The sequence below is a fragment of the Yersinia sp. Marseille-Q3913 genome (genome assembly GCF_963892745.1).
GTDB classification, from domain to species: Bacteria; Pseudomonadota; Gammaproteobacteria; order Enterobacterales; family Enterobacteriaceae; genus Yersinia; species Yersinia bercovieri.
Genome location: NZ_CAWQAF010000074.1, coordinates 1 through 1179, shown reverse-complemented (window position 1 = coordinate 1179; position 1179 = coordinate 1). Strand labels below are relative to the sequence as shown.

Sequence of the window (1179 nt, the reverse complement as noted above, 5' to 3'; positions counted from 1 at the left end):
ATTTCTATCCCCCCCATTTGGGAAAAGAAGAATATCTGACCCACATAGCTACCGATGTAATAGGTTTTAAATCGCTTTGCTGCGTTGAGTTTCGTGCAACAGACATCGAATTAATACCTTCACCAGTTGACGGTAAAATTACCTGCCCACTGTGCCTAACTATGTGGCACAACTTCCAAGATTTTGGGACCAGTGACTTTAATGTTATCGAGATAGCCAATGAAGTAACGCTAGGATGAATGGAGAATATATAAAAATGAAACATCGCTTTTTTGCGCAAAGTTCTCCGTTGATAATCCTGGCCACATTAACACTGTCTTGGCCTACTTTCGCGATGCCGGCGTTCACTGTTGGCTTCTCCCCTTCGCATTCGGCTAGGGTTGCCGTACTGGATGTTATTAACCTGGCTCAGAATACCTTGAACATGGAGGCTTACTCTTTTACCGATAAAGGAATAGCGCAAGCTTTGGTGGCGGCCAAACAACGAGGGGTTAGCGTCAGGGTGGTAGCCGACAAGAAAAGTAACAGCGATAGCTATACCGCGGTGACATTCCTTGCCAATCAGGGCATTCCTATTCGCCTAAATGATAATTACTCTATAATGCACAATAAGATAATTCTGGCCGACAGTAATACGCTCCAGACAGGGAGCTATAACTATTCGGTCAGTGCAGACAAGCGTAATGCTGAAAACGTTCTAGTCGTGCGGAACCAGCCGCAGTTGGTCGCGGTCTACGAACGGGAATTTGAACGCTTATGGCAAGAAAGTCAGCCGCTTTTACCTAAATACTGAGGCACATCGATGAGCGATAACAACCTGGATTATCAGCGAGGTTACACCGAAATGGTACGACTATGTGCCATGATGCTGATAGTTCAGCTAGACACACGGGAGGGGCACAGGTTGCAAGCATTGAGTGCGTCTCGTGCTGAGAACCTGCGCGATGAGTGCGCTCGATTGCTCAACTTGTTTTCAATGCCCGTACAATTCGATAAAACGAAACACGATGAAGTATTTCAACGCTTAATAGCCATTTTTACCGAAGTTGCAGGTGACAACAGTAATGCCTGGTTATCATATCAGCCAGCGATGCAGCTGCTGCGCGGACACATTAATTAAAAACAAAAAAGCCGACCCAATTTAATGGAGTCGGTTTTTTTTTGAGTGCATACTACAGC

Annotated in this window: 3 protein-coding genes; all 3 read left to right on the top strand. The window is 45.5% G+C overall.

Going from position 1 to position 1179, the window contains the following annotated elements; all coding sequences use genetic code 11:
• The coding region (locus AACW11_RS18170) for a hypothetical protein (RefSeq protein WP_212587050.1) at positions 1 to 239 on the top strand (239 nt) is incomplete at its 5' end.
• 17 nt (positions 240 to 256) lie between these two features.
• The gene (locus AACW11_RS18165) at positions 257 to 793 is read left to right on the top strand and encodes a phospholipase D family nuclease (RefSeq protein ID WP_186370931.1); all 537 of its coding nucleotides are present in this window, start codon (positions 257 to 259) and stop codon (positions 791 to 793) included.
• Positions 794 to 802: 9 nt separating this feature from the next.
• Positions 803 to 1120 carry a hypothetical protein gene (locus tag AACW11_RS18160; protein WP_145592830.1) on the top strand — a complete coding sequence of 106 codons (318 nt, stop codon included), beginning with the start codon at positions 803 to 805 and terminating at the stop codon, positions 1118 to 1120.
• Positions 1121 to 1179: the final 59 nt, after the last annotated feature.